Origin of the sequence: Mesorhizobium sp. B2-4-12 (genome assembly GCF_006441575.1) — a bacterium.
GTDB lineage: Bacteria > Pseudomonadota > Alphaproteobacteria > Rhizobiales > Rhizobiaceae > Mesorhizobium.
In genome coordinates, this window is record NZ_VFVC01000016.1 from 67,330 (window position 1) to 93,714 (window position 26,385).

Consider the following 26,385-nt stretch of genomic DNA (forward strand, 5'->3'; position numbering starts at 1 on the left):
CCTCAAGGCCTGGCTCGAAAGTGAGCTCGCCTGACGGCGATGCCGGGCATCGTCCAATGACAGGGACCGACTAGCGCAAAAAAGGCCGCGCCTTGGCGCGTCCCTTTGTCCACTGCCTTCGAGGCGAATGCCGCGCTTAGCGGCCGGTAAAGCCGGGCGGGGCCCTGCCGTTGCGCGCCTTGCGCGCCGCGTAACGCGCGTCGCGCTTGGCCTTGCGTTCGGCCTCGTCGGCGAGCAGTCGGGCGATGCGCTCGGTCTCCTCGGCTTCGCGGATCTTCGCTTCAGCCGCGGCGGCTTCCTCGGCGGCGATGCGCGCCGTTTCGGCGGCGGCCTCGCGTTCAGCCTTCTCGGCCGCTTCGCGCGCCAGCTTTTCCTGCTTCAACCGGGCCTTCTCGGCCTCGCGTATTTCACGGGCCGCAAGGATCGCCTTGCGTTCGGCCTGTCGCGCCAGCACTGCGGGATCGTCTGCTGCCGGCTTTGACTTGAAGCGCTCCAGAAGCGCCTTCTTTGCCTCGTTCGCGGCATTGCGCCGCTCGAAAATGTCTTTTTCCCTGTAGATAGCCAAGTCCACTTCCCTGAAGTCAATTCGCGAGGCTTACATACGCGCGAAAACCGAGAGTTCAAGCGCCAAAACGGTATGGCAGCCATGAATTTCTGGGCTGTTGCGCGCGGGAGACGCCTTTCCTTCGGAAATCGGCATGCACTGTTCACCGTCCGCCCTCTGGCGACGGGGCTGGCGGATCGCTACCTCTGAAGCGAAACGCAAAGCGGCGCGGCGGTTCTGTCCCCGCGCCGCTTTGCACCCTCGCGAACTCCGAATTCGCCGAAAACCAGGATGACATTGACATGGAACTCGGTCTCTACACTTTTGCCGACGTCAGTCCGCAGCCCGGCCCGGGCGCCATCGGACCACATGAGCGCTTGCGCAATCTGATCGAGGAGGTCGAACTGGCCGACCAGGTCGGTCTCGACGTGTTTGGTCTTGGCGAGCATCACCGGCCTGACTACGCCGCGTCCGCGCCGGTCGTCGCCCTGGCGGCGGCAGCCGAGCACTCCAAACGCATCAAGCTCACCAGCGCGGTCACGGTGCTGTCTTCCGATGATCCGGTGCGCGTCTTTCAGCAATTTGCCACGCTCGATCTTCTCTCGGGCGGCCGCGCCGAGATCATGGCCGGGCGCGGTTCCTTCATCGAATCCTTCCCGCTGTTCGGCTACAATCTGGAGGATTATGACGAGCTCTTCGCCGAAAAGCTCGGTCTGCTGCTTGCCATCCGCGATCAGGTGAAGGTCACCTGGTCCGGCAATCTGCGCGCGCCGATCAACGATCGCGGCGTCTACCCACGGCCCTTTCAGGACAAATTGCCCGTGTGGATCGCCATCGGCGGCACGCCGCAGTCCGCCGCCCGCGCGGGCGCGCTCGGCCTGCCCCTGGCGCTCGCCATCATCGGTGGCGAGCCGGCGCGGTTCGCGCCGCTGTTCGACCTCTACCGTGAGGCTGCCAGGCGTGCCGGCAGTGATCCGGCGGGCCTTGCCACCAGCATCAACGTGCATGGCTTCATCGCGGACACGACCGAGCAGGCGGCCGATGATTTTTACGGCCCGCAGGCCGAAGTCATGAACCGCATCGGCCGCGAGCGCGGCTGGGGCCCGACATCGCGGGCGCATTTCGACCAGTCGCGCGGTCCGAACGGCGCGCTCTTCGTCGGCGATCCCGAGCAGGTAGCCGAGAAGATCGTCGCCCAGCACAAGATCTTCAACAATGACCGCTTCTTGTTGCAGATGGCGATCGGCACCATGCCGCATGCCAAGATCATGAAGGCGATCGAGCTCTACGGCACCAGGGTGGCGCCAATCGTGCGCAAGGAAACGGCGAAATCAACACCGGCGGTGGCGTCGCCCGTCGCCTGAACCGCGCCGACTCTCGCCCGGGCGGCGCCTCGCTCCGCTTGGACCCTATGTGGTTGTCGCGCGACGATCTCGAGGCTTCCGAAGCCGGCTTATGGAACCTTGCCCGTAACTCCGCGTTTTGGCAGCGCCCGCCATGCGTCCATTGCCGGGTGGCAGGCAAGGGGAAGTATGAAGACCGAGTCCGCCGCTTCGGGCGCAGGCACAGCCGCATCGGACGATCCGCGCGTCGAGGCCCGCGCCGACACGCATCTGATGCGATTGCTGCTTGTCGGCATCTTCACGTTCATGACCGTCTATGCGCTCTATTTCGCCCGCGCCTTCTTCATGCCCGTCATTCTGGCCTTCCTGCTGGCGCTGACACTGACGCCGATCGTCCGGCTTTTGCGCAAGCACGGCATTCCCGAGGTGGCCTCGGCGACCCTTCTGGTGCTGCTCTCGATCTGCGTCTTCGCCAGCGCCGGTTACCTGCTCGCCAGTCCGATCATCGACCTCATCAACAACACCTCGTCCATCGGCCAGCAACTCACCGAACGGCTGGCGCAGTTGCGCCGTCCATTCGAAAAAGTCATGCAGATCTCGCATCAGATCGAGCAATTGACCGAGACTTCCCAGGAACCCGACATACAGAAGGTCGCGGTCGCCCAGTCCGGCATTCTGTCGTCCGCCGCCAGCAACATCCTGTCGGCGGGAACCAGCCTCACCATCATCTTCGTGCTGTCGTTGTTCCTGCTCGCCTCGGGGACGATGTTCTACGAGAAGATCATCCAGTCGTTCGCCAGCCTCACCGAGAAGAAGCGGGCGCTGCGCGTCGTCTATGACGTCGAGCGCGAAATCTCGCACTATCTGCTCACCGTCACCATGATCAACGCGGGTCTCGGCACCGTCATCGGCCTTGGCCTGTGGGCACTCGGCATGCCCAACCCGCTGGTCTGGGGCGTCGCGGCGGCGCTGCTCAACTTCCTGCCCTATGTCGGCGCGCTGCTGACCATCGTGCTGGTCGCGGTGATGGCGCTGATCAGCTTCGACAGCATTTCCTACGCGCTTCTGGCGCCGGCCTTCGTGCTGCTCTGCGACATCGTCGAAGGCCAGTTCGTGACGCCGATGGTGGTCGGCCGGCGCCTGGAGATCAACGCGGTGGCGATCTTCATCGCGATCGCCTTCTGGTCGTGGCTGTGGGGCTTCGTTGGCGCCCTGATGGCTGTACCGCTGCTGGTGGTCATCAAGGTGTTCTGCGATCATTTCGAGGGGCTCGGTCATGTCGGCAATTTTCTCGCCGCGCAACAGACCGCCGTGGTGGAGGACGAACCCGTCGAGGAGGACAGCAAGGCCGCCGCATGAGCGGCGCGCCGTGTTTGCGGCATCCTGACTGAATGCCTATATCCGCTCGGACAATGGCCGGTGCCCTTCCGATGAGTGATGTTCCCTTCGACCTCGACGCCTATTTCGCACGCATCGGCCATGCCGGGTCCAGGGATGTTTCGCTGGACACGCTGAAGACGCTCCATTTCCTCCACCCGCAGGCAATCCCCTTCGAGAACATCGATCCGTTTCTTGGCCGCCCGGTCCGTCTGGATCTTGCAGCGCTGCAGGACAAGATCGTCATTGGCGGGCGCGGCGGCTATTGTTTCGAGCACAATCTCCTCTTCATGCATGCCCTGAAGGCGCTGGGTTTCGAGGTCGGCGGGCTAGCCGCGCGCGTGCTCTGGGGTCAGGACGAGGACGCCATCACGGCGCGCGGCCATATGCTTTTGCGGGTCCAGCTTGCTGGCAAGACCTACATCGCCGATGTCGGCTTCGGTGGCCTGACCCTGACGGCCCCCCTGCTGCTGGATCCCGGCACGGAACAGAAAACCCCGCATGAGACGTTCCGCATCGTCGAAGCGGACGATCATTTCCGATTGCAGGCCGCCATCGGCGGCGACTGGCGCTCGCTCTACCGCTTCGATCTGCAGCCGCAATACGAGGTCGACTATTCCGTCACCAATTACTTCCTGTCGACCAATCCGGCATCGCATTTCCTCACCTCCGTCATGGCGGCGCGCGCCGCGCCCGACCGACGTTTCGCGTTGCGCGGTGCCAAGCTGTCGATCCATCACATTGACGGCCGCAGCGAGCAGAAGGACATCGCCACCGCCGCCGAACTCGCCGACACGCTGGAAGGCCAGCTCGGCATCATCATTCCCGACCGCGAGGCCTTCGAGGCCAGGGTGCGTAAGAAGAAGATCGTGGAGATCACTGCATGACCGAACTGTCCGTTCTCGACCTGTCTCCGATCGTCGAAGGCAGCGATGCCTCGCACTCGCTGGCCAACTCGCTCGATCTCGCCCGCCATGCCGAGCGGCTGGGCTACAAGCGCTACTGGCTGGCGGAACATCACAACATGCCGGGCATCGCCAGTGCCGCCACCGCCGTGGTCATCGCCCATGTCGCCGGCGGCACCCGGACCATCCGCGTCGGCGCCGGCGGCATCATGCTGCCCAACCATGCGCCACTGGTCATCGCCGAGCAGTTCGGCACGCTGGCGGCCTTGTTTCCCGGCCGTATCGATCTCGGTCTCGGCCGGGCACCCGGCACCGACATGAATACGGCGCGCGCCTTGCGCCGCAACCTCGAGGCCGGCGTCGACAATTTCCCCCAGGATGTCGTCGAGCTTATGGGCTATTTCCTGCCCGCCGAGGAAGGCCAGCGCCTCAGGGCCGTGCCTGGCGAAGGCCAGAACGTGCCGATCTGGATTCTTGGATCGAGTCTCTACGGCGCGCAACTCGCCGCCATGCTCGGCCTGCCCTACGCCTTCGCTTCGCATTTCGCGCCGGCGGAGCTCGATCACGCACTGGACATCTACCGTTCGCGCTTCCAGCCGTCGGAGCAGCTCGACAAGCCGCATGTCATGCTCGGCCTCAATGTCTTTGCAGCACCCACCGACGCCGAGGCACGATTGCTGTTCACCTCGCTGCAGCAGGCCTTCGTCAATCTGCGCACCGGCCGGCCGGGAAGATTGCCGCCGCCGGTCGAGAACTATGACCGCGATCTCGATCCGATGGCCAAGACCATGCTCGGCCAGGCGCTGTCCTGCGCCGTCGTCGGATCTCCCGAAACGGTCCGGCAAGGCATCGATGCGTTCGTGCGTCGCACCGGCGCCGACGAACTGATGGTCACCGCGCAGATCTTCGATCATGCCGCCCGCCTGCGGTCGTTCGAAATCCTGGCCGAGGCCCACAAGTCCCTGGCGGCAGCAGCCTAACTCCTTGTTTCCGCGCAATTCCGGACGGGAGCAATTGCACTGTTTTCCCGGAACTGTTCTTGGGCACTTTTGCGGACGGCATCCTTTTGCTAAGGCAGGCTGTCTCCCTCAGGATCGAGCGCCGCCCCGTGAAAAATGACCATGACGCGCGAATGCAATTCGCCATCGAGTTGGCACGTCGCGCGGGCGAACTCGGACTGAAATACTTCCGCGATCTGGAAAGCCTGACCATCGAGAGCAAGGGCCATCAGGACCTGGTCTCGCAAGCCGACCGCGAGGTCGAGCTATTCATCCGCGCCGCCATTGCCGCCGACTATCCGCAAGACGGCATCGTCGGCGAGGAGCATGCCCCGGTCGCCGGCGCGACAGGCTACGTCTGGGTGATCGACCCCATCGACGGTACCGCCAATTTCGTGCGCGGCATTCCGGCCTGGTGCGTGGTGATCGCCTGCGCCCGCGACGGAGAGACGGTTGCCGGCGTCATCCACGAGCCTTCGACCGGCGAGACGTTTCACGGAAGCCTCGGCGGCGGCGCCTTCGTCAACGGCAGGCCGATCAAGGCCAGTGCGGCCACTAGCCTCGAAGAGGGGTCGGTGGGGACCGGATTCTCGAATCGGGCCGAGGCCGAGAACATCGCCGTGCTGATCAAGAAGATCCTCGCCGAAGGCGGCGTCTTCTTCCGCAATGCGTCCGGCGCCCTGATGCTTGCCTATGTGGCGTCGGGCCGGCTGCTTGGCTATGTGGAAGAACACATGAATGCCTGGGACTGTCTGGCCGGCATGCTGTTGATCGAGGAGGCCGGCGGCACGGCTCTGAAGGCGGATCCGAAGACGGTGCTGCGGAGCGGAACAAAGATCATCACGGGCGGCAAGGACGTCTTTTCGAAGTTGCAGGCGCTTTGTTCCGATACCTGGCCCTGATTTGCCATCGGCCGTTCAGGCACTCACGCTCTGCACAACCGCCCCCAGCGGCCGGCACGAATTGCGGATCATCAACCGGCCCTTGAGCACCAGTTTGCGCGGTGGCGCATCACGGTTGCCGGCGAGACGATCAAGCAGCAGATTGGCCGCCTGTTCGCCGATCGCCTGCACGGGTTGCGCCACCGTGGTCAGCTGCGGCTGGAACACATCGGACCACGGAAAATCGTCAAAGCAGGCAACCGAAATGTCTTCCGGGCAGGAGAGGCCGATGTCGCGGATCGCCTTCATGGTGCCGATCACCATCGGGTTGTTGGCCGAGAAGATCGCGCTTGGCCGGTCGTGCAGCGAAAGCAGCTGCATTGTCGCGTTATAGCCGTCGATCTCGTGGAAATTGCCGGAGCGGACCAGCTCTTCGGCCACAGGCAGTCCGGCGGCTTGGAGCGCCTCACGGTATCCCGTCATGCGGTCATGCATGGGCGAAATGTCCGAGGTGCCGGTGATGTAGCCGATGCGCCGGTGACCGAGATTGATCAGATAGGTGATGGCATCGAACACGGCACGCTGGTTGTCGAGAACCACCGTATCGGTGTCGACGCCCTCGCAGATGCGGTCCAGAAGCACCACCGGCACCTTGGCGTCATCGACGATCCCCTTGAGGATCGCGCCGTCGCCGACGCGCGCCACGATCAGCCCGTCGACCATGCGGTCGAGCAACAGTCTGATCTGGTCGTCCTGGGTGTTCAAATCCTCATCGGTGCAGCATAGCATGACCGCATAGCCGGCGCGGTCGAACGCCTGCTGGATGACCGAGACGACATCGGTGAAGAACGGGTTGGTGATGTGCGGCACGGTCAGCCCGATGGTGCGTGTCGTGCCCATCTTGAGGCTGCGGGCGATCGCATTGCGCTTGTAGCCGATATCACGGATCGCCTGTTCGATGCGCTGGCTGAGCTCCGGGCTGACGGTCGCCGTGCCGTTGATCAGTGCCGAAACGGTGGCGACCGAGACACGCGCGGCTTCCGCCACATGCAGCATCGTCGGTGCCGTGGATTTCCGCTGCCGCGTCCGCTTGGATGATGCCATTTTTCGAAACGTTTCGCCCGTGCCAGTTCGCTATACCTACGGAGTATCAAGGTTTTTCGCAAGAATTGAAAAGAGTCAATCCTGCCTTGTTCAGATAGCGGCTTGACATGATCGAAACGTTTAGATTAGCGTTCGGTTCGAATTTGACGAAGACGGAAGGGAGGCCGCCATTGTCATGGAGCACAGCAATTCCCTTTCCCCGGGGCATAACGCGCCAGCGGACCAGCCAGATACGGTTCTGAGCGCGGAGCATATTTCCAAGAGCTTCGGCGGCATCGCAGCGCTTAGCGATGTTCGCTTCGACCTGCGCGGCGGCGAGGTCCACGCCTTGATGGGCGAAAACGGCGCCGGCAAGTCGACGCTGATGAAAATCCTCTCCGGCGTTTATACCGGCTATGAAGGCACGGTCAGCGTCGATGGCCGGCCGGTCAGCTTCGCCGGCGTGCGCGACGCCGAGGATGCCGGCATCGCCATCATCCACCAGGAGCTCAACCTGGTGCCGGAGCTTAGCGTCGCCGACAACATCTTTCTCGGCCGCGAGAAGCTGATCGCCGGGCTGATCGTCGACCGCAAGGCGAGCAGCCGTGCCGCCGGCGCCCTGTTGCAGCGGCTCGGCATCGAACTCGATCCCGAAGCCCGCGTCGGCGCCTTGCGCGTCGGTGAACAGCAGCTGGTCGAGATCGCCAAGGCGCTGTCGATGTCGGCGCGCATCCTGATCATGGACGAGCCGACCTCCGCGCTGTCGCCGGCCGAATGCCAGCGGCTGTTCCGCATCGTCCGCCAGCTTGCCGACAGCGGTGTCGCCATCGTCTACATCTCGCACCGTATCGACGAGGTCATGCATCTGGCCAGCCGGGTCACCGTCTTCCGCGACGGGCGCCATGTGCTGACGCGACCGATGGCCGAGCTTGACGAGAATGCCATCATTTCGGCGATGGTCGGCAGGGACCTGCTCGCATCCTCCCAAGGCGAGCGGGATATCGGCGGCGGGACTGTGCTTTCGGTCAGCGATCTGTCGCTGTCGAAGCCCGACCGCCAGGGCTGGCGGCAGGTGATCGACGGCGTCAGCTTCGATCTTGCCGCTGGCGAAATCCTCGGCATTGGCGGCCTGCTGGGCTCGGGCCGCACCGAGATCATGGAGGCGATTTTTGGTTCCGGGGATGGCCGGACCGGCGGCGAGATCCGGCTCGACGGCGCTCCCGTGAACATCCGCTCGCCGCGCGACGCAAGGCGGCTGGGCATCGCGCTGGTGACCGAGGATCGCAAGACGCAAGGCCTGCACCTGCAGGCCTCGATCACTGACAATGTGGCGCTGCCGCTGGTCGGATCGCTGGCGCGCTTCGGCATCCGCTCTCTGGCCGGCGAACAGGGGCTGGCGCGGCAGGCGGTCAAGGCGCTCGGCATACGCTGCCAGGACATCGACCAGCCGGCCGGCACGCTGTCGGGCGGCAACCAGCAGAAGGTCGTCATCGGCAAGTGGCTGGCGACGAGGCCACGCGTGCTGTTGCTGGACGAACCGACGCGCGGCATCGATGTCGGCGCCAAGCGCGAAATCTACGACCTGATCTTCAGGCTGGCGCACGATGGCCTGGCCATCGCCGTCATCAGCTCCGAGCTGCCGGAACTGCTGCATCTCTCGGATCGTATCCTGGTGATGGCCGACGGCCGCCAGACCGGCATTCTTTCCCGCGAGGCGGCAAGCGAGGAGGCCATCATGCGTCTCGCTGCGCCGCGCCGTACCATTTCGAGACCAGCCGCATGACTGCCCTGAAGCTCCTGTCCCGGACCAAGCTCTACTGGGGCCTGATCGCCATCTTCCTGATCGGCGTGCTGGGCTCGCCGGTGAGTTCCAAGGGCAACAACATCTTCCTGTCCTACGGCAACCTGCTCGACGTCCTGCGCCAGGTGTCGACCACCGGGCTGATCGCCACCGGCATGACGGCGGTGATCATCACCGGCGGCATCGATCTTTCCGTTGGCTCGCTGATGGCCATCTGCTCGGTGGTCTGCGCCATGCTGCTGACGGTTCCGGGCGTGACGCCGGGTGTCGTGCTGGGCGTGCCGACCGTTGCCCTGGTGGCGCTTTGCCTTGGCTTCGTCATCACCCGCTTCATCTTCCTCAACCTGGAAAAGTCCCGCGCCGGTCCGGATGCCGCCGCGCGCGATGTCAGGCTGGACAGCGCTCGGGGGCTGATTACGCCGGCCATCGTCGGCGTGGTCCTGTGCTGCCTGTCCCTGTGGTATCTGCTGCCGCAGATCGAACCCAAATTCGGCGTGCTCGGCGTGCTGCTGGTGGCGCCCTGCGTCGGCCTGCTGTTTGGCGCCGTCAATGGCTTCATCATCGTTGGCGGGCGCCTGCAGCCCTTCATCGTCACCCTGGCGATGATGGTGACGGCACTCGGCATCGCCCGGCTCACCGCCGGCCAGAACAATGCCGTACTGCCGGTCTATACCGGCTCGAACGCCACTGCGGATTTCGAAATGCTGCGCTCGCTGGTGTTCGGCGTCATCCCGATGCCCGGGCTGTTCTTCCTCGGCGCCATCCTGATCTACGGCGCGGTGCTGCGCTTCACCCCGTTCGGCCGCTACGTCTATGCCATCGGCGGCAATGAGGAGGCGGCCCGCCTGTCGGGCATCGCCGCGGGCCGCGTCAAGATCGCCACCTATGCCGTCTCCGGCCTGCTCGCCGGCATAGCCGCCGTGCTCTACGTGGCGCAGTACCGGCAAGGCAAGCCGGATGCCGGCGCCGGGCTGGAACTCGACGCCATCGCCGCCGTGGTCATCGGCGGCACCAGCCTGATGGGCGGGCGCGGCAGCCTGACCGGCACCTTCTGCGGTGTGCTGATCTTCGGGCTGCTCTCCAATATCCTGCAACTCCACAACATCAACTCGAACCTTCAGCTGGTGCTGAAGGGGATGATCATCATCGGCACCGTGCTCGTGCAGGAGCGCAACGCCGGTGATCTCCTGGCCTATCTGCGCCTGGTACCTGCATCTGTCTGGGGCGGGCAAGCGGCGCGCAAGGAAACGGCCGCGGTCAAGCGGCCGTCGCAAGAGACCCCGTCTCTCAATCTCGGAGGAAACAAGAAATGAAACGACGTGACATTCTGAAGCTTGCCGCCCTTGGCGCGGCAATGCTGACCACCACCGCGCTGCTCTCCACCGGCCATGCCTTCGCCCAGGACAAGAAGTGGAAAATCGGCTTCTCGCAGGTGACGACCATCGAGCCCTGGCGCGCCCAGTTCAACAAGGACATCCTGGCCGAAGCCGCCAAGCACCCGGATGTCGAGCTGATCGTCACCGACGGCGAGGACAAGACCGAGAAGCAGGTCGCCGACGTCGAGAACCTGATCCGCCAGGAGGTCGACGCGCTGCTGGTGTCGCCGAAGGAATCCGCCGGCCTGACCGGCGTAGTGCAGCAGGCCATCGACGCCAAGATTCCGGTCTTCGTGCTCGACCGCAATGTCGACACCAAGGACTACACCCAGTTCGTCGGCGGCGACAATAAGCTGATCGGCCGCGCGGCCGGCGAATATGCCGTCGAACTGCTCGGCGGCAAGGGCAAGGCGGCGGGCAATGTCGTCGAGATCTGGGGCGGCATGGGCACCCAGCCGGCGCATGACCGCCATGACGGCTTCCACGAATTCACCGACAAGGAGCCGGGCATCAAGTATCTGCTCGACCAGCAGTCGGGCGACTGGAAGCAGGACCAGGCCTACAACATCATGGCGACCGCGCTACGCAACAACGAGAAGATCGACCTCGTCTACGGTCACAACGATCCGATGGCCTACGGCGCCTATCTCGCCGCCAAGGATGCCGGCCGCGAGAAGGACATCAAGTTCATCGGCATTGACGGTCTGCCCAATGAAGGCGTGCAGCTGGTCAACAAGGGCGAGCTGACCGCGACCTTCACCTATGTGACTCCCGGCGCCGAAGGCCTGCGCCAGGCGATCAAGTTCCTCAAAGGCGAGAAGGTCGAAAAGACCATCACGCTGCCCACCGAGAAGATCACCAAGGAAAACGCCGCCAAGGTGCTGAAGGACAACGGCCTGTGAGGTCGTGAGGGCTTGTGGGATGGGTTGGCGCTGCCCTCATCCTCCCGCCGGGCGTTTATCGTTCGAAAAGCCAAGCAATTGGCTTTTCGTCCGCTGCGCGGACCACTTTCTCAACTCCCCGTCACCATACGGGGAGAAGTGTCCGGTGTCCGACCGGAAATATAGGTAACAGAATAGACCGATTGCATGGGTGCACGGACGCCGACAGCATGACGCGGATGCGCCAACTGCCTCGTCCAACCAACCTCTGCAGTCTGTAAGTCTGCTCTCATGCCAGTTTCGCCAGCAGCTTCATGAAGGTGGCGATCTCCTTGGCCGAGAGCGGCGCCAGCGTTTCCCTGGTGATCTCGCGGGCCAGCGGGATCAGGCGATCGATCGCGTCGCGCCCTTCGGCGGTCAGGTTGACCAGTAGCCGCCTTTTGTCGACGTCATGCCTGGAGAGTTCGACCAGGCCGCGTGCCTTCAGCCGGTCGATGACACCCTTCACCGTCGCCGCATCCATGGCGATCAGTGTGCCGAGCTGGTTCTGCGAGGTCTCGCCGACATCGCGCAACTTGGCCAGTGCCGCGAATTGCGGCGGCGTCAGGTCTGCGATATGCGCGGCGAAGATCGAGACGTGCCGCTGATGCGCCTTGCGCAGGATGAAGCCGACCTGCTCCTGCAGGCGGTAATCGTGATCATCGGCCTCTTCGACCTCGACCAGCTTGAGCAGATTGTCCTCGCCGCTCACCGCAGCCCGTCCCAGGCCTTGATGTCTTCGGCCGCCAGGCCCCCCATACGATTGTGGACGCGCGGACCGCAGGTCATGGCGAGGCAGAACAGGATTTCGTCGGGGCGCGGCCCGTCGCTGATGCCCACTTCCATGGCGTCGAAATGGCTGCGCACATAGGCGGCGTTGATATGGCCGAGCGGCACGTCGAGCCTTGAACCGAAGGCGCCGACCTTCTTCGCCGACGGCACGATCGCCTTGGCGTCGCCGAGCCGCTCGCGCATGGCGTAGCCGCCCGGCACATGCCAGAGCGCGCCGTGCTCCAGTTCGCCCGCGGTGCCGACAATCGCCCCCTTGCCGTAGCCGTCGATCTGTTTCACGTCGCCGCCGAGGGCTGCGATCAGCCGATCGGCGAGCAGCAGCCCAAGCGGCTTCAGATCGTCCATGGCGCTCTGCAAATCCTCGACATAACGCCCGGCGAACGGGTTCTTGACCACGGCCATTGCCGCGGCACGCCGGCGCGGCACTTCGGCCACCGGGCCGCCATCATGAAAGATCTCCTCGCTCAGCACCGCGATCTTGCGGACTGGAAACTCAGGCATGGGCAACTTCCTTCCGTTCATCCTTGTTGGGTGCGGCGAGCGCGACCGAGCCACCGATACGGGCGTCACCGCCAAGAAAAAGCGCCGATCCGGCAATCAGACCGCGCCGGCGAAAATCTTCGGCGACGGCAAGACCATTGTCCAGCGCCCGCGCCACCTCGCCAGGTGCAAGCGCGCCGACGCCTTGCGTCACCAGCCGCGCGCCAAGATCGCTGTCGGGCGACAGTTCACGTGCGGGCATGCGGCTGATGGCAGGATTGCCCGGCAGGTCCACCGCGTTGGCAATGAGCGTCGCCGCCGCATCGGCCTCGGCGCCGGACCGCGCGAGCACTGTGACGGCGTCGGCAATGCCAAGCGAGAAGGAACGACCGCGCCAGCCACTGGTGGCGACGCCGTGAACGCCATCTTCCGCGCGAATGGTGATCCGGTCGGCCATGCCATTGCCGGTGCCGGCGACGGCCAAGCCTATAGACCGGCCCTTGCCTAGGTGGAGAGCGCTGTCCCCGCCATTGTTGACATAGGCGCGATCGAGCCTGCGGCCGGCAAGCAGTGCGGCGAGCATTTCGTCGGCTACCGATCCTGCAACGGCCGCCATCGGTGTTATGAAGCACTCCGCCAAGGGTATCACGGCCGCTTCCATGCGGCGTGCCGTCGGACCGTCAAAGGCGCGCGGCCGCAGGAAGAATGCTGGAAGCCGCAATTCGGGAAGCTCTCTGACCAGCTCGATCAGGATCGTCTGGAAGCGCGCGACGGCCTGCTCATAGGCCAGGCGGCATTCCTGCGCCTCACCAAACGCCTCGACGATCAGGTCGATCGGCCCGTGGTGGAGATGCAGCCGCTTGCCGTCCTGCAGCCAATGCGCTTGCGGGCCGTCCATCATCCGGTCCCGTTCGACGCGGCGCGGCGCAATTGCGCCAGCAGCGGCGGCCATGGATTGCCGGCGGGCGCGCCCGCGCCTTGGCGGGGATTGAGATATTCGCCGCCCCTGGCGACGATGTCCTCGACGCTGCGGATTTCGGCCTCGTAGCCGCCGAGCCTGATGTAATCGTCACGGCGCAAGGTGAACTCGATCGGCGCCACCAGCGCCGGCGTCGGCACATAGCCGAAGGCGCCTTCCGGCACTCTGGTGACATCGACCATCAGCGTGATGCCGCCGCCAGGCCAGACATAGACCGGCGCGCCGCCGACCGTCACATAGGTCTTCAGGCCTTGCACCGAGCGGGTGAGATTGACCGGGTTTTCGGTGACGCCGGCGCGCAGCGAACCGCCGGCGCCGCCAATGAACAGCACGGTGCACAGCGCCGGTTCGCAATTGTCCTCGATCAGTTCGACCGACTTCCGCAGTCGCTCCGGAAAGGGCTTTTCGACCGGCTTCAGATCGTCGTCGAGTTCGTAATAGGCGAACTGCTCGCCGGTGGTCGAAACCATCAGCAGCGACAGGCCGGGCCGGGCGCCCTTCCCGGCGTTCCACGCGCCGAGGATCGACAGCGGGTCGGAAATGCTGGTGCCGCCCCAGCCGAGGCCGGGCTCGGAGACCTTGAAGTAGCGGCCGGGCGTCGAACGGCGACCGATGATCTTTATCCCGGTATCCTGCCAGCCCAGCACTTTGCCGGCCTGATGCTCGGAAACGACGCCGGTGATGTGATCGTCGACCACCACAACCTCGTCGACCAGCCCGCGCCACTGCGTGGCGAACATGCCGATGGTGGCCGAGCCGCAGCCGACGCGCATGCGGTGTTCCTGCTTGCCGTCGATGACAGGTGGTCTGCCGGCTTCGACGATGATGGTGGCGCCGCCGTCGATGGTGAGTTCCACCGGTTTGCGGTTGCACAGATTGAGCAGCGCGTCACACGTGGCGCGGCCTTCCGCTTTGGAGCCGCCGGTCAAATGATGCACGCCGCCCAGCGACAGCATCTGCGAGCCGTATTCGCCCGTGGTGACATGGCCGATCGCTTCGCCTTCGGCCCGAACAGTCGCGGTTTCCGGCCCGATATGCCGGTCGGTGTCGATCTTCACCTTGACGCCGCAGTACGAAAAAATGCCTTCGGTGACGACGGTGACAAGGTCGACGCCATCGACCTCCTGGCTGACGATGAAGGGGGCCGGCTTGTAGTCGGGATAGGTGGTGCCGGCGCCGATCGCGGTGACGAAGCGGCGGCCGGTGTTGAGCAACTCGCCGTTCCATGTTTCGCCCTCGGCGACGAACGGAACCATGGCGCCGCCGGTCTCCGCCGCATGGTCGAGAATGGTCAGCGGGTCCATGCGCACGATCCGGCCGCCGACATTGCCGTAGCGATCGCAGGCGCCGGTGCGGCCCTCCGCGATGTAGCACATGACCGGGCAGGCATCACAGCGGATCTTCTCCGCCACCAGCTTCTCGCCGGGATCATGGGTTTCGAAGCGTTCGGCAAGCTCGCTCATGGGCGTGCCTCCTTTTCGCGGATGGCGGCGCGGATACGCGTCGGCGTCGCCGGAATTTTTGTGACCAGAACGCCGGTGGCGTGACGGATGGCGTTGAGGATCGCCGGCGCCGTCGGGATCAGCACATGCTCGCCCAGCCCCTTGGCGCCGAACGGCCCTTCGGGATCGGGGACCTCGACCAGGATGGTTTCGATCGGCGGCACGTCGCCGATCGTCGGGATGAGGTAATCGTGCAGATTCTCGGTGCGGCCGGGAATGTATTCCTCCATCAGCGCCATGCCGATGCCTTGCGCGATGCCGCCCTCGATCTGGCCTTCGACCAGCAGCGGGTTGATCGCCTTGCCGACATCGTGCGCGGCGGTGATCTTGATCAGCTTCACCGTACCGAGCTTGAGGTCGACCTCGAGTTCGGCGATCTGCGCGCCATAGCCGTAGACGGCGTAGGGCTTGCCCTGGCCCTTGGCATCCAGCGGCAGCGTCGGCGGATCGTAAGTTTCCTCGGCGCGGAAGACGAAGCCGTCGGCATCGACGTCGAGGGAGGCGAGGTCGATACGGCGGGCGGCGTCACCCTCGAGGATGAGGATGGCGGAACCATCCAACTGGAGCGAAGCGTTTTCGGAGACATTGGCGTAGCGCAAAATGGTTTCGCGCAAGGCGCGGCCGGCCTTTTCGGCCGCCTTGCCGGTGACGAAAGTCTGGCGCGAGGCTGAAGTCTTGCCGGCGTCGGGGCTGATCGCCGTGTCGGCGCTCTTCAGCCGGAAATTTTCCAATGGCAGGCCAAGCGCGTCGGCGCAGATCTGGGTGACGACGGTGTTCGAGCCCTGGCCGATGTCGACGGCGCCCTGGTGCAGGATGACATCGCCCGAAGCCGCGATGCCGACCCGGATGGTCGACGGATTGGGCAGCGAGGTGTTGCCGCAGCCATACCAGCAGGACGCCAAGCCAACGCCGCGCTTAATGTCCGCGTGGGTGCTGTTGAAAACGTCCGCATCAGCCTCCGCTCGCACCCAATGCGGCCGCAAGGCCTCGAGACATTCGGCAATGCCGACACCGGACTCCAGATGCTGCCCGGTAACCGTTTCGGAGCCGTTCCGAAGGCAGTTTCTCAGACGAAAATCGAGCCGGTCCATGCCGAGCTTGTCGGCCAGCTCATCATAGAGCGTCTCCTGCATGATGGTCGCCTGCGGCACGCCGAAGCCACGGAAGGCGCCGGAGATCGGGCCATGGGTGTGGATGGCACGGCCCTCGGCGCGGTAGTTGGGCGTCGTATAGGGGCCGGACGCATGCACTGGCACTCGGTTGGCCACCGTCGGCCCCCAGCTTGCATAAGGGCCGGTGTTGAAGTCGCCTTCAAAAACCATGCCGGTGACGCGGCCGTCGGCATCCGCGCCGATGGTCGCTTTCATCTCGGCCGGATGGCGCTTGGTGGTCGACATCATCGATTCGCTACGGGTGTAGGCAAGGGCTGCCGGCCGGCCCGTCCTCAGCGCCACCAGGCCGATCAGCGGCTGCAGCGAAACGTCGAGTTTCGAGCCGAAGCCACCGCCGGTCGCGGTCGGCACGATGCGCACCTTGTCGACGGCAAGGCCGAGCACCTTCGCCGTGTCGTCGCGGTCCATGTACGGCGCCTGCGTGCAGGCGACGACGACCAGCGTGTCGCCGTCCATGTAGGCATGGCCGGCCTCCGGCTCGATATAGGCGTGCTCGACATAGGAGGTGTCGATCGCGCCCGACACTGTGACCGCTGCACTGGCGAGCGCGGCTTCGGGATCGCCGCGTTCGACGAAGCCCTTGGTCAACAGGTTGGTCGGGCGGTTGTCATGGATCAACACCGCACCTTCGGCCTGCGCTTCGCCGACATCCAGCACATGCGGCAGCTCGGTCCAACGGATGGGGAAATCCGACAGGTCGAGATCGAGGATCGCCTCGCGCTCGCCCGCGACCAGCGCCACCGCCTCGCCGCGCAGCCGGGCAAAGCCTTCGGCGAGTGCCGGTTGGTCGGCGAAGGGACCAATGACGCCGAAACAGTTCTTGCCCGGAATGTCGGCTGCGGTGAAGACGCCTGATATGCCTGGATGTTTCTTCACCCAGCCATCGATGTCGCCGAAGATGAAACCGGCGTGATAGTGCGGCGAACGGACCACCAGCACGGCAAGCGCGTCGGAAGGAAAAGAATCGCCGCCGAATTTTTCGTCGCCGGTCACCTTCGGCAGGCCGTCGAGCCGGATCGGCGAGGAGCCGACGGCATGGCCCGAGACTGGCATTCTGCGATCGAGGGCGAGATCCAACGATTGATGTTGGCGCTGCCCTTCACCCTTACCCTCTCCCCGTGAAGGACGGGGAGAGGGGGTTGCCAGCGTTGCGGCTAATCCCTTCTCCCCGCCACTTAACGGGGAGGTGAGGAGTGGTCCGCGCAGCGGACGAAAGCCAATTGCTTGGCTTTCCGAGTGACGAACGCCGGCAGGCGGATGAGGGGCAGCGCCTGCATTCGAAAACTGTTCAGCATTCATCACCGCCGCGATGATCTTCCGGTAGCCGGTGCAGCGGCACAGAATGCCGCCCAGCGCATCCTGCACCTCGGTCTCGGTCGGGCTGGGTCTTTTCTCCAGCAGTGCTGTCGCCGCGACCAGCAGCGCCGGCGTGCAGATGCCGCACTGCGCCGCGCCATGCGCGAGGAAAGATGATTGCAGCGCCGACAGCCGGCCATTGGCCAGTCCTTCGACCGTCGTCACCGATGCGCCAGCGACGGATGCCGCCGGCATCAGGCAGGCGCAGACGGGATCGCCGTCGACCAGCACCGTGCAGGCGCCGCAATCGCCTGCGTCGCAGCCGACCTTTGTGCCGGTAAGCCGCAATTCGTCACGCAAAACCTGCGACAGCCGGCGCAGTGGCGGCACATTGACCGAGACGGCGGCGCCATTGACCTTGAAAGCAATGTCGGCGCGCTCAAGGCCAAGGCCGGGTGGGATAATATCCAGATCGGGCAGAGCTTCGCTGACTTGAGGCAGCACCGGGCTCATGTCAGGCTGAGCTTGTCTCATGCCGCCGCCACCGTCAGGTCGGTCATCGGTCCGGCGGCCGTCAGCACGGCCCGCGCGACGATCTCGCGCACCGCGTCGAGCCGGTACTCGGCGCTGCCGCGCACATCGGCGATTGGTGAGAGCTCGGTCATCGGCGCGGACTTGACCGCAGCCGCAAGCCCGTCATCGGCCCGTCGACCACGCAAGGCCCGCTCGACACCGGCAAGGCGCTTGGCAACCGCTGAACAGGACCCAACGGCGACCGCTGCTTCCGTGACCGTACCGTTTTCAACGACCAGGCGCGCCGCCGCCATGGCAATGGAAATGACGAGATAGCGCCGTGCGCCCAGCTTGACGAAAGCTGACGTGCCGGCCGGTTTCGGCACGCGGATGGCCGTCACCATTTCGCCGGGCTTTAGCGCCGTGCGGCGGTTGCCGAGGATGAAATCCGGCAGGGGCAGATGACGCGTCGCGGCTGTCGAACTGAGCTCGACCTCGGCGTCGAGGATCAGCAGGCCGGGTACGCCGTCGGCGGCCGGCGAGGCGTTGCAGAGATTGCCGGCGACGGAGGCAACATTCTGGATCTGCGGCGAGCCGACCTCGCGCGCGGCCTGTTTCAGCGCGTCGAAGGCCGGCGGTAAGGGATGCCTGATGATGTCGGTCCATGTCGTGCGGGCGCCGATGACAAAGTGGTCATCCGTTTCAAGGATACCGCGCAATGAAGTGAGACCGTTGATGTCGAGGACATTGTCGCGGAACGGTTTGGCGCCCTGTGCCGGATAGAAATCCGTGCCACCGGCCAGGATGCGCCACGCGCCCTCGCCAAGCAGTGCGAGAGCCTCGTCGACCGTGGTGGGTTTCGCGTAACGGATCACGCTTTGCCTTCCCAGAGAATGAGCCTTCCCGAATTTGGCCCGCCCAGGGCGTCTTGCCTGGAATTTCTTGCCGGTTCCCGAAACCGGAAAATTCATTCGTATGCAAATGATATCAAGCCGGTGGAAATTGTCAAAGCCAGAGTTTGCACCGTTGCCGGCAGCGGGTGAGCCGAAACGCATTTGTTATGGCATGGGAGGTTGACGCGGCCGGCCTTCTGGTCAAGTTTCTGCGTCCGGTCGCGTCAGCGGCATCTTTCTGCTGTAGCCTGAGCCACATGACAGAGAAGAAGGAGGCCTCATGGCCGACGAAGCGCTTGTTGTCATCGACCTGCAGAATGACTTTTGCCCGGGCGGCGCGCTGGCCGTGACCGGCGGCGACGAGATCGTGCCGCTGGTCAACGACATGATCCGGCGAGCCGACCACGTCGTGCTGACGCAGGACTGGCATCCCGCCGGCCATTCGAGCTTCGCCTCCAGCCATCCGGGCGCACAGCCCTTCACGATGATCGACATGCCCTACGGGCCGCAGACGCTGTGGCCCGACCATTGCATCCAGGGCAGCCTGGGTTCGGATTTCCACTCCGGCCTTGCCTGGACCAAGGCCGAACTCGTCATCCGCAAGGGATTTCGCCCTGACATCGACAGCTATTCGGCCTTCTTCGAGAATGACCATACGACGCCTACCGGTCTCGCCGGCTATCTCAGGGAGCGCGGCATCGACACGCTGACCCTGGTCGGCCTGGCGACCGATTTCTGTGTCGGCTTCTCGGCCCTGGATGCTGTCAGCCAGGGGTTCAAGACCACCGTCCGGCTCGATGCCTGTCGCGGTATCGACCTCGACGGATCCCTCGACGCGATGCTGCAGCGCATGCGCGATGCCGGCGTGGCGCTTGAAGACAGTTTGACGGACTGAACGGTGGGGTATCGGGGAGGCTTTTTGCGGATCACCGCAGGCGTGATGGCGGTTGCGGTGATCGCCATAGCGGTGATGATCCCGGGCGCGGCCTTCGCGGCCGAGGAACACGGGCTGCCGGGCGAAGCGATGTCGTTGTGGTGGGCGCTGCCATTCGCTGGTCTGCTTTTGTCGATTGCCACCGGGCCGCTGCTGTTCCACCATGTCTGGGACCCACATTACGGCAAGATCGCCGCCCTCTGGGCCGCCCTTGCGGTCGTACCGCTGGCGCTGGCCTTCGGCGTCCCATCGGCGACCGAGGCAGTCCTGCATGCGCTGCTCACCGAATACATGTCGTTCATCATCCTGCTGTTCGCGCTGTTCACCATTTCGGGCGGCATTCTGGTCGCCGGCAACATCCACGGCACGCCGCTGGTCAATGCCGGATTGCTGCTCACCGGCGCGCTGCTCGCTTCGGTCATCGGCACGACGGGCGCCTCGATGATCCTGATCCGGCCGGTCATCCGCGCCAACGACGCCAGGCCATTCAACGCCCATGTCGTCGTCTTCTTCATCTTCCTGGTGTCCAACATCGGCGGCTCGCTGACGCCGCTCGGCGACCCGCCGCTGTTCGTCGGCTTCCTGCGCGGCGTCGATTTCTTCTGGACGACCACGAACCTCTACCGGGAGACGCTGTTTACCGGCGGTGTCGTGCTTGCGGTATTTCTCGCCATCGACATCGTCCTGCATCGGCGCGAGGCCGGGGCGCCGAAAATCAAGGATCCGACACCGGATTCGAAAGTGCGCATTCGCGGCCTGCCCAACGTTCCGCTGCTGGCCGGCGTCATCGGTGCCATCCTGCTGTCGGCCAGCTGGAATCCTGGAGTGAGCATCTCCATTCAAGGGGTGACTCTTGAACTGCAGAACCTGGTCCGCGACGCGATCATCCTGATCCTCGCCTTCGTTTCCCTTGCCGTCTCGCGCAAGGAATACCGCCAAGCGAACGGCTTCAACTGGGGGCCGATCACGGAGGTGGCGAAATTGTTTGCCGGCATCTTCATCTGCATCGTGCCGGTCGTCGCCATCCTGAGAGCCGGCCATGACGGCGCGCTGGCGCCGTTGGTCGCGCTCGTCACCTCGGGCCATGGCACGCCCAACGATCTCGCCTATTTCTGGCTGACCGGAGCATTGTCGTCCTTCCTGGACAATGCGCCGACCTATCTGGTGTTCTTCGAGCTTGCCGGCGGCGATCCACGGCACCTGATGACCGAGCTTGCCTCTACGCTCGCCGCGATTTCGGCCGGCGCGGTGTTCATGGGCGCCAACACCTATGTCGGCAATGCACCCAACTTCATGGTCTATGCCATCGCCCGGCAGTACGGTGTGAAGATGCCTGGCTTTTTCGGTTACATACTTTGGTCCGGGCTGGTGTTGATCCCGATCTTTTTGGCTGCGGGCTTTTTGTTCTTTGGTGGGTGAATTGGTGCTTTTGAATTGGTACCGTTTGCGCCGCCCCTCATCGCCCTGTCGGGCACTTCTCCCCGTATAGTGACGGGGAGAAGAACGCCTTTGCCAATGGTTTCGCCAATCATCAACGTTGTCGAATGGGCGCCGTCGTCGCTGCCCTCTGCCTTCTCCCCGTCACTATACGGGGAGAAGGCAGGCGGATGAGGGACGGCGGCATCGTCTGGAAAGTGTTATTGCCGTTGCAGTCGCGGCAATCTCAGCCCACGCCCACATAGCGCCTGACCGCCGACCGATCGGCGCGCAGGTGCTCGACATCCACTGTCTCGCGGTTGCGGCCGTTCTCGATGAAAGAGACGCGGTCGGCCACCGACAGCACCGCATCGACGCGCTGCTCGACCAGGATGGTTGAGACGCCCAACTCGCGCAGCGTCGACACGGTCTCGCGGATTTTCGCGATCATCGACGGCATCAGGCCTTCGGTCGGTTCGTCGAGCAGCAGCACCCGCGGTTCGAGGCACAGCGCGCGCGCCATGGCCAGCATCTGCTGTTCGCCGCCGGACAAGGTGCCCGAGCGCTGCCTCAGCCGTTGGCGCAGCAAGGGAAAGAGGTCGAGCACGCGCTCTCGCGTCGCCTTGCCCTTGCCGCGCGCCATCAGCCCGATCTCGATGTTTTCCGCCACCGTCATTTCGGCGAACAGCCGCCTTCCCTGCGGCACATAGGCGACGCCGGTCTTCGGCACCTCATGCGCCGGCAGACCGGTCAATTCCCGGTCCCCAAGCCGGATCGAGCCGGCACTGGCTGGAACCAGGCCCATGATCGCCTTCAGCGTCGTCGTCTTGCCGGCGCCGTTGCGGCCGAACAGGCAGAGCACCTCGCCCTTGTTCAGCACGAGGTCGAGCCCGTAGAGCACCTGGACCTCGCCATGGAAGCAGTCCAGCCCCGAGATCACCAGGGCTTGCGTCTTGCCGGTGTCCGTCATGGGGCCGTCCCCAGATAGGCGTCCTGCACCGCCGCATTGTCGCGGATCGCCTCGGGCGTGCCTTCGGCCAGGATCTTGCCGGCATTGAAGACGGTGATGCGGTCGGCAAGCTGCATGACGACAGGCATGTTGTGCTCGATCAAAAGCACCGTGGCGTTCGTGGCGATGTCACGCACCAGCTCGACGAAATTGTCGATCTCGCTATCGGCCAACCCCTGCGTCGGCTCGTCGAGGATCAGCAAGCGTGGTTTCAGCGCCAAGCCCATCGCCACTTCCAGCAGACGCTGGTGGCCATAGGACAATTGCCCGGCCGGCATATGGGCGCGGTCGGCTAGGCCGGTGCGTTCGAGCGCCGCCATAACCGCGGCCTGTATCGCGCTCTTGGAATGGCCATGCCGCAGCGTCAGCTGCACGGGCAGCGCGACGTTGGCGTAGACGGTAAGGTTGGCATAGATGCTGGTGATCTGGAACGTATAGGCTATACCCTGGCGGACGCGGGCATAGGCGGGCAGGTCAGTGATGTCGGCGCCGTCGAAGATGATCGTGCCGGATGTCGGCTGGATGCGCCCGCTGACCAGGCTGACGAAAGTTGTCTTGCCGGCGCCGTTCGGGCCGATGAGCGCGCGGATCTCGCCCGCCATCAGGCCGAAGTCGACATTGTCGACGGCGCGCAGGCCGCCGAAATGGCGCGACAGGCCCCTGGTCGTCAGAAGCGGCGTCATGGCAGCCAGCCGAGCCAGCGCTGCCGGGCGCTGCCGAGAATGCCCTTCGGAAAAAACAGCACCAAAAGGATGAGTGCGCCCCCGACGATCAGTAGATAGGCCGATGTGTAGCCGCTGGTGGCGTCGATGACATAGTACATGAACAGCGTGCCGAGCAGCGGCCCGAGCGTCGTGGCGGCACCCCCGAGCAGCACCCACAGCAGCGGCAGGATCGAATATTGCACCGATGCAAAGCTCGAGCCGACATAGCCGAACAGCAGCGCATAGGCGGCGCCCGAGGCCGCGCAGATCGTGCCGGAGACGACGACTGCCAGGAGTTTGTTGGAGAAGGTGTCGTAACCCAGCATCTTGGTCCGCTCCTCATTCTCGCGGATGGCGACCAGCACGCGGCCATATCGGGAGCGGACGACGGCCAAAGTGATCAGCAGCACGATCGTGAATAGCGCCAGCGCACTCATGTAGCGCACGGTCGGGTTGGTGAGGTCGAGCGAGGTCGCGCCGAAATTGAGGACGCGCGCCGGCTGCGGCACGACCTGGCCCTGATCGCCCCCGGTCCACGCCGCGAAGTAGAGGATGAGCAGATAAAAGACCTGCGCGAACATCATGGTGACGATCATGAAGGCAACGCCAGTGGTGCGCAACGCCAGCAGGCCGATGATCAGGGAAACAACGACACCGCAGCCGAGGCCAGCGGCGAAAGCCGCCGGCACGCTCCAGCCGAGCTGGATGATTGCGAGCCCGGCGCCATAGAGGCCGGCGCCGAAGAACATGGCGTGGCCGAGGCTGAGCAGGCCGGCATAGCCGAACAGCATGTTGTAGCCCATGGCGAACACCGCCAGCACCATGATGCGGGCGAGCAGGCCGTGATAATAGTCCGGCAGCAGGAAGCTCAGCGCGAGAAGCAGCGCGATGACGCCGAGATGCAGCGCGTAGGCCTTTGCCGGCGAAGCTTCGCTCATCGTGATGCCGTTCCGAACAGGCCCTGCGGCCGGAACACCAGCACCATGGCGACCAGCAGCGTGGCGATGATCTTGGCCAAGGTCGGCGAGAAGAACATCGAAATGATGCCGTCCGACAGGCCGATCAGCACGGCGGCGACGACGGTGCCGCGCAGCGAGCCGAGGCCGCCGATGATAACGACGATGAAGGAGAGCAGCAGCGGATCCTGCCCCATCAGATAGTGCGCCTGGCTGATCGGTACGATCAGCACCGCGGCGATGGCCGCCAGCATGGCGCCGAGCGCGAAGACGCCGCCATAGACGCGGTCGACGGGGATGCCGAAGGCCTGCGCCGTTTCGCTGTCATACTGCGTGGCGCGCATGATGAGGCCGGTTTTCGTGCGCGTCAGCACCAGCCACGTGGCGATCAGCAGCAGCGCGGAGGCGGCGATGATGGACAGCTTGTAGCCGGAATAGCCGAACCAGGGTAGCAGGATGCGGTAGCTGAACGGCGGCTCGACGGGCCGTGCCCCGGGGCCGTAGAAGGTCAGTGCCAGCTGCTGGATGATGTAGAGCATACCGATAGTGGCGACGATCGTGGCTTCCGGATTGTAATCGAGCCGGCGCAGCACCAGCCGCTCGGCGACCAAGGCAATGGCGCCGACGATCAGCGGCCCGATCACCAGCGCCGCCAGGAAGCCGAGCGCCGGATGGCCCGGTATCGCCGTCGAGATCGCCCACGCCAGCACCGCGCCAAGCATGAAGAATTCGCCATGCGCGACGTTGACGACGCGCATGACGCCAAACACCAGCGATAGGCCGAGAGCCGTCAGCGCCAGCACGGCCGAGGTGACGAGGCCTTCGAGGGTGGCAAGGAGGAGGTGGGGACCGAAGTGCATGGACTAGACGCCTGCGGATGCGCGAGGCACCCCCCTCTGTCCTGCCGGACATCTCCCCCGCAAGGGGGGAGATTGGCGGTGCCTGCGGCGGCGCTTTTCTGACGTTGGCAGCTGGCGAAACCCGTCGCGAGATCCGATCTCCCCCCTTGCGGGGGAGATGTCCGGCAGGACAGAGGGGGTGGCTGGGCGCTCACGCTGCTAAGCTAAAGCGCCTGCGTCGTGTAATCCCCTTCGGGCTCGTAAAGCCCGTCCTCGATCTTGGTCTTGTGCACGACGTTGAGCTTGCCGCCCTCGACCTTGGAGATGTTCTGGATGCCGAAACACTGGTGGATCTTGCCGTTGAAGGTTTTTGCACCCTGCGGGTGCTCAGGGCCTTCGGCGAAGGCGGTCAGCGCCTCGGTCGCCTCGACCAGCTTGGCGCGGTCGTCCGGCCCATTGTAGCCGGCGTCTTCCATCGCCTTCTTGACGACGTAGAGTGTTTCCCAGCAGCCGAACATATGCGCGGCGGTGGACACGTCCTTGGGGTCGCCGACCGCAGCGCCATTGTCGTCGATGCCGACGGCGGCGCGGTAGGCTTTCTGCGCGGCGGAATCGTCGGGTTGTGCGTAGCGCGGCGAACCTTCCCAGAAATGGCTGCCGTCGAGGAATTCGAGCCCTGGGCTGTTGATGTCGACGGCTTCCAGCGAATCGATGAAGCCGAACAGCTGCGGTCGGTTGGAGCCGTAGAACTCGCCGAGTTCCTTGACGAAGGTGAGCACCGCCGGGCCGACCATGACGTGGTAGATCACCTCGGTCTCGGCCGGGATCTGCGGAAAGTATTTGGTGAAGGAGGATTCCGTCGGCGGGATGGCGATCTGCGCGATCACCTCGGCGCCCTGCGCCTTCAGCGCCGGCGGCAGGTAGTCCCGATGGTCGTAGCCGAAGGCGAAATCGGGGAAGATCTGCGTCACCTTCTTGCCGGCATTGGCCGCGATCCACGGCGCCATCGACTGGATCTGGCTCTTCACATCGGTGATGCCGGGCTGGAAGACGTAGCGATTGAGCTTGGTCGAGGCGACGTGGTGGCCTTCGCTGACGACGAAATAGGGCATCTTGTTTTCGCCGGCGGCAGGCGCCGAGCCGATGACGACATGCGAGAACAGCGTGCCGAAGACGATTTCGGTCTTGTGCTGGGTGGCGAACTTGCCGACCACTTCGGCGCCGCGGCCGGGATCGGTGCCGTCATCCTCGATAATGACCTCGACCGGACGGCCATTGATGCCACCGGCGGCGTTGATCGCCTTGATTGCCGCGGCGGTGGTCTTTTCGTACCAGCGGCCATAGGCAGCGCCAATGCCGGTGCGGTGCGACTGGAAGCCGATCTTGATCGGCGCCGAACTCTGCGCCTGGGAATAGCGGACGAAACCGGGCGCCATGGCGAGGCCGGCGCCGGCGGCCAGACCTTTCAGCGCCGTGCGGCGGCTGAGACCGGTTTTCGGGAGGTTGAAGCTCTTGCTCTTGTCCATGATGCCGTTCCCCTTGTTCAGCGTTAGGAGCGCAAAGTCCGCTCATGTCCGGAAGTCGAAAAATTGCATGTGTACAAACTAAATCACCAAAGTCTGGACACGGCAATGCCGCTTCCCTAGGGGAATCCCGGTTTATTTTCCAGCGC

General features: G+C 64.5%; 23 protein-coding genes. 10 read left to right on the forward strand and 13 right to left on the reverse strand.

The annotated features are described in order from the left end of the window. Nucleotides 1-136: 136 nt before the first annotated feature. A complete protein-coding gene (locus FJ934_RS12270) occupies nucleotides 137-565 on the reverse strand; it encodes a DUF6481 family protein (protein ID WP_140609884.1) in 429 nt (142 codons plus the stop codon). Nucleotides 566-846: 281 nt separating this feature from the next. Here FJ934_RS12270 and FJ934_RS12275 point away from each other — a divergent pair, with 281 nt between their 5' ends. The 5 genes from FJ934_RS12275 to FJ934_RS12295 all read left to right on the forward strand — a co-directional run bounded on the left by FJ934_RS12275 (nucleotide 847) and on the right by FJ934_RS12295 (nucleotide 6,069). Continuing rightward, a complete protein-coding gene (locus FJ934_RS12275) occupies nucleotides 847-1,908 on the forward strand; it encodes an LLM class flavin-dependent oxidoreductase (RefSeq protein ID WP_140609885.1) in 1,062 nt (353 codons plus the stop codon). Between the two features lie 168 nt (nucleotides 1,909-2,076). Beyond that, nucleotides 2,077-3,246, forward strand: coding sequence for an AI-2E family transporter (locus FJ934_RS12280; protein WP_140609886.1), 1,170 nt, complete (start codon nucleotides 2,077-2,079; stop codon nucleotides 3,244-3,246). A gap of 71 nt (nucleotides 3,247-3,317) precedes the next feature. Beyond that, nucleotides 3,318-4,151 carry an arylamine N-acetyltransferase gene (locus FJ934_RS12285; RefSeq protein WP_140609887.1) on the forward strand — a complete coding sequence of 278 codons (834 nt, stop codon included), beginning with the start codon at nucleotides 3,318-3,320 and terminating at the stop codon, nucleotides 4,149-4,151. After that, nucleotides 4,148-5,149 (forward strand): LLM class flavin-dependent oxidoreductase, encoded by a 1,002-nt coding sequence (locus FJ934_RS12290; protein WP_140609888.1) that lies wholly within the window; start codon nucleotides 4,148-4,150, stop codon nucleotides 5,147-5,149. The genes FJ934_RS12285 and FJ934_RS12290 overlap by 4 nt, the downstream gene beginning before the upstream one ends. Before the next feature lie 128 nt (nucleotides 5,150-5,277). Then, nucleotides 5,278-6,069: an inositol monophosphatase family protein gene (locus tag FJ934_RS12295; RefSeq protein WP_140609889.1), complete on the forward strand. Its 792-nt coding sequence runs from the start codon at nucleotides 5,278-5,280 to the stop codon at nucleotides 6,067-6,069. A gap of 15 nt (nucleotides 6,070-6,084) precedes the next feature. On the opposite strand, the gene FJ934_RS12300 is transcribed toward FJ934_RS12295, so the two are convergent. Further along, entirely contained in the window at nucleotides 6,085-7,104 is a 1,020-nt protein-coding gene (locus FJ934_RS12300; protein WP_140609916.1) for a LacI family DNA-binding transcriptional regulator, read from the reverse strand. A gap of 223 nt (nucleotides 7,105-7,327) precedes the next feature. Between FJ934_RS12300 and FJ934_RS12305 the strand changes: the two genes are divergently transcribed. Genes FJ934_RS12305 through FJ934_RS12315 form a run of 3 tightly spaced genes read left to right on the forward strand, consistent with a single transcriptional unit; the run spans nucleotide 7,328 to nucleotide 11,210 of the window. Further along, nucleotides 7,328-8,914 (forward strand): sugar ABC transporter ATP-binding protein, encoded by a 1,587-nt coding sequence (locus FJ934_RS12305; RefSeq protein WP_140609890.1) that lies wholly within the window; start codon nucleotides 7,328-7,330, stop codon nucleotides 8,912-8,914. Continuing rightward, nucleotides 8,911-10,245 carry an ABC transporter permease gene (locus tag FJ934_RS12310; RefSeq protein ID WP_140609891.1) on the forward strand — a complete coding sequence of 445 codons (1,335 nt, stop codon included), beginning with the start codon at nucleotides 8,911-8,913 and terminating at the stop codon, nucleotides 10,243-10,245. The genes FJ934_RS12305 and FJ934_RS12310 overlap by 4 nt, the downstream gene beginning before the upstream one ends. Then, complete coding sequence (locus FJ934_RS12315) at nucleotides 10,242-11,210, forward strand: substrate-binding domain-containing protein (RefSeq protein ID WP_140609892.1); 969 nt, start codon at nucleotides 10,242-10,244, stop codon at nucleotides 11,208-11,210. The genes FJ934_RS12310 and FJ934_RS12315 overlap by 4 nt, the downstream gene beginning before the upstream one ends. A gap of 268 nt (nucleotides 11,211-11,478) precedes the next feature. On the opposite strand, the gene FJ934_RS12320 is transcribed toward FJ934_RS12315, so the two are convergent. From FJ934_RS12320 to FJ934_RS12345, 6 genes are read right to left on the reverse strand one after another with little or no spacing between them, the layout of a single operon-like run. Then, complete coding sequence (locus FJ934_RS12320; RefSeq protein WP_140609893.1) at nucleotides 11,479-11,940, reverse strand: MarR family transcriptional regulator; 462 nt, start codon at nucleotides 11,938-11,940, stop codon at nucleotides 11,479-11,481. Then, nucleotides 11,937-12,521 carry an amino acid synthesis family protein gene (locus tag FJ934_RS12325; protein ID WP_140609894.1) on the reverse strand — a complete coding sequence of 195 codons (585 nt, stop codon included), beginning with the start codon at nucleotides 12,519-12,521 and terminating at the stop codon, nucleotides 11,937-11,939. Before FJ934_RS12325 ends, FJ934_RS12320 begins: the two co-directional genes overlap by 4 nt. Continuing rightward, the gene (locus tag FJ934_RS12330; protein WP_140609917.1) at nucleotides 12,514-13,398 is read right to left on the reverse strand and encodes a UPF0280 family protein; all 885 of its coding nucleotides are present in this window, start codon (nucleotides 13,396-13,398) and stop codon (nucleotides 12,514-12,516) included. Before FJ934_RS12330 ends, FJ934_RS12325 begins: the two co-directional genes overlap by 8 nt. After that, nucleotides 13,398-14,942, reverse strand: a complete 1,545-nt coding sequence (locus FJ934_RS12335) for a 6-hydroxynicotinate reductase (RefSeq protein WP_140609895.1) — start codon at nucleotides 14,940-14,942, stop codon at nucleotides 13,398-13,400. The genes FJ934_RS12330 and FJ934_RS12335 overlap by 1 nt, the downstream gene beginning before the upstream one ends. Then, a complete protein-coding gene (locus FJ934_RS12340; RefSeq protein ID WP_140609918.1) occupies nucleotides 14,939-17,962 on the reverse strand; it encodes a molybdopterin-dependent oxidoreductase in 3,024 nt (1,007 codons plus the stop codon). The genes FJ934_RS12335 and FJ934_RS12340 overlap by 4 nt, the downstream gene beginning before the upstream one ends. A 17-nt stretch (nucleotides 17,963-17,979) precedes the next feature. Next, nucleotides 17,980-18,837 (reverse strand): xanthine dehydrogenase family protein subunit M, encoded by an 858-nt coding sequence (locus FJ934_RS12345; protein ID WP_140609896.1) that lies wholly within the window; start codon nucleotides 18,835-18,837, stop codon nucleotides 17,980-17,982. A gap of 298 nt (nucleotides 18,838-19,135) precedes the next feature. Here FJ934_RS12345 and pncA point away from each other — a divergent pair, with 298 nt between their 5' ends. Together pncA and FJ934_RS12355 are read left to right on the forward strand one after the other, a co-directional pair. Next, nucleotides 19,136-19,750: a bifunctional nicotinamidase/pyrazinamidase gene (pncA, locus tag FJ934_RS12350; RefSeq protein ID WP_140609897.1), complete on the forward strand. Its 615-nt coding sequence runs from the start codon at nucleotides 19,136-19,138 to the stop codon at nucleotides 19,748-19,750. A gap of 45 nt (nucleotides 19,751-19,795) precedes the next feature. Next, on the forward strand, nucleotides 19,796-21,208 hold the full coding sequence (locus FJ934_RS12355) for a sodium:proton antiporter (protein ID WP_140609919.1): 1,413 nt from the start codon (nucleotides 19,796-19,798) through the stop codon (nucleotides 21,206-21,208). A 244-nt stretch (nucleotides 21,209-21,452) separates the two neighbouring features. On the opposite strand, the gene FJ934_RS12365 is transcribed toward FJ934_RS12355, so the two are convergent. The 5 genes from FJ934_RS12365 to FJ934_RS12390 form a co-directional block, all read right to left on the reverse strand. Continuing rightward, nucleotides 21,453-22,175, reverse strand: coding sequence for an ABC transporter ATP-binding protein (locus FJ934_RS12365; RefSeq protein WP_140609898.1), 723 nt, complete (start codon nucleotides 22,173-22,175; stop codon nucleotides 21,453-21,455). Further along, on the reverse strand, nucleotides 22,172-22,897 hold the full coding sequence (locus FJ934_RS12370; protein ID WP_140609899.1) for an ABC transporter ATP-binding protein: 726 nt from the start codon (nucleotides 22,895-22,897) through the stop codon (nucleotides 22,172-22,174). Before FJ934_RS12370 ends, FJ934_RS12365 begins: the two co-directional genes overlap by 4 nt. Then, nucleotides 22,894-23,856 (reverse strand): branched-chain amino acid ABC transporter permease, encoded by a 963-nt coding sequence (locus tag FJ934_RS12375; RefSeq protein WP_140609900.1) that lies wholly within the window; start codon nucleotides 23,854-23,856, stop codon nucleotides 22,894-22,896. The genes FJ934_RS12370 and FJ934_RS12375 overlap by 4 nt, the downstream gene beginning before the upstream one ends. Further along, the gene (locus tag FJ934_RS12380) at nucleotides 23,853-24,734 is read right to left on the reverse strand and encodes a branched-chain amino acid ABC transporter permease (RefSeq protein WP_140609901.1); all 882 of its coding nucleotides are present in this window, start codon (nucleotides 24,732-24,734) and stop codon (nucleotides 23,853-23,855) included. The genes FJ934_RS12375 and FJ934_RS12380 overlap by 4 nt, the downstream gene beginning before the upstream one ends. 203 nt (nucleotides 24,735-24,937) lie before the next feature. Further along, entirely contained in the window at nucleotides 24,938-26,242 is a 1,305-nt protein-coding gene (locus FJ934_RS12390; RefSeq protein WP_140609902.1) for an ABC transporter substrate-binding protein, read from the reverse strand. Nucleotides 26,243-26,385 lie beyond the last annotated feature (143 nt).

Bases quoted from the DNA above. Each gene is read 5' to 3' on its own strand.
- FJ934_RS12365 (WP_140609898.1), bottom strand. From the start codon at position 22,175: ATGACGGACACCGGCAAGACGCAAGCCCTGGTGATCTCGGGGCTGGAC.
- pncA (WP_140609897.1), top strand. From the start codon at position 19,136: ATGGCCGACGAAGCGCTTGTTGTCATCGACCTGCAGAATGACTTTTGC.
- FJ934_RS12300 (WP_140609916.1), bottom strand. From the start codon at position 7,104: ATGCTGCATGTGGCGGAAGCCGCGCGTGTCTCGGTCGCCACCGTTTCG.
- FJ934_RS12305 (WP_140609890.1), top strand. From the start codon at position 7,328: ATGGAGCACAGCAATTCCCTTTCCCCGGGGCATAACGCGCCAGCGGAC.
- FJ934_RS12335 (WP_140609895.1), bottom strand. From the start codon at position 14,942: ATGAGCGAGCTTGCCGAACGCTTCGAAACCCATGATCCCGGCGAGAAG.
- FJ934_RS12330 (WP_140609917.1), bottom strand. From the start codon at position 13,398: ATGGACGGCCCGCAAGCGCATTGGCTGCAGGACGGCAAGCGGCTGCAT.
- FJ934_RS12285 (WP_140609887.1), top strand. From the start codon at position 3,318: ATGAGTGATGTTCCCTTCGACCTCGACGCCTATTTCGCACGCATCGGC.
- FJ934_RS12325 (WP_140609894.1), bottom strand. From the start codon at position 12,521: ATGCCTGAGTTTCCAGTCCGCAAGATCGCGGTGCTGAGCGAGGAGATC.
- FJ934_RS12280 (WP_140609886.1), top strand. From the start codon at position 2,077: ATGAAGACCGAGTCCGCCGCTTCGGGCGCAGGCACAGCCGCATCGGAC.
- FJ934_RS12375 (WP_140609900.1), bottom strand. From the start codon at position 23,856: ATGAGCGAAGCTTCGCCGGCAAAGGCCTACGCGCTGCATCTCGGCGTC.
- FJ934_RS12290 (WP_140609888.1), top strand. From the start codon at position 4,148: ATGACCGAACTGTCCGTTCTCGACCTGTCTCCGATCGTCGAAGGCAGC.
- FJ934_RS12315 (WP_140609892.1), top strand. From the start codon at position 10,242: ATGAAACGACGTGACATTCTGAAGCTTGCCGCCCTTGGCGCGGCAATG.
- FJ934_RS12370 (WP_140609899.1), bottom strand. From the start codon at position 22,897: ATGACGCCGCTTCTGACGACCAGGGGCCTGTCGCGCCATTTCGGCGGC.
- FJ934_RS12340 (WP_140609918.1), bottom strand. From the start codon at position 17,962: ATGAGCCCGGTGCTGCCTCAAGTCAGCGAAGCTCTGCCCGATCTGGAT.
- FJ934_RS12355 (WP_140609919.1), top strand. From the start codon at position 19,796: ATGGCGGTTGCGGTGATCGCCATAGCGGTGATGATCCCGGGCGCGGCC.
- FJ934_RS12310 (WP_140609891.1), top strand. From the start codon at position 8,911: ATGACTGCCCTGAAGCTCCTGTCCCGGACCAAGCTCTACTGGGGCCTG.
- FJ934_RS12380 (WP_140609901.1), bottom strand. From the start codon at position 24,734: ATGCACTTCGGTCCCCACCTCCTCCTTGCCACCCTCGAAGGCCTCGTC.
- FJ934_RS12275 (WP_140609885.1), top strand. From the start codon at position 847: ATGGAACTCGGTCTCTACACTTTTGCCGACGTCAGTCCGCAGCCCGGC.